1 pseudogene is annotated in these 266 nt (G+C 62.4%); it reads right to left on the bottom strand.

What is annotated here, in order from left to right:
* Window positions 1–32 precede the first annotated feature (32 nt).
* Window positions 33–266 (bottom strand): annotated as a pseudogene (locus SB822_RS57820) (EamA family transporter); the annotation flags it as partial.

Raw genomic sequence — 266 nt, 5'->3', positions numbered from 1 at the left:
ACGATGATCGCCACCACCGGATAGATGAACTACAGCGCGCCGGTCATCGAAGTCGGCAGCTTCTGGATCGCGCCATACAGCAGCACATACATGAGCCCGGTGTTCACCACGCCCAGCACGACCAGCTCGAGCCATTGAACGCCCGTGGCCGGCAGCGCGTCGAAACGCACAAGCGGCGCGAGCATCACCACGCCGAGCGACACCTGGATCAGCGCGATCAGATGCGGCGGCGTGCCCTTCAAATGCTTGGTGATGATCGACGACAC

The organism is Paraburkholderia sp. SIMBA_054 (assembly GCF_046534875.1).
GTDB lineage: Bacteria > Pseudomonadota > Gammaproteobacteria > Burkholderiales > Burkholderiaceae > Paraburkholderia > Paraburkholderia hospita.
This window is presented reverse-complemented; position numbering and strand designations above follow the sequence as displayed.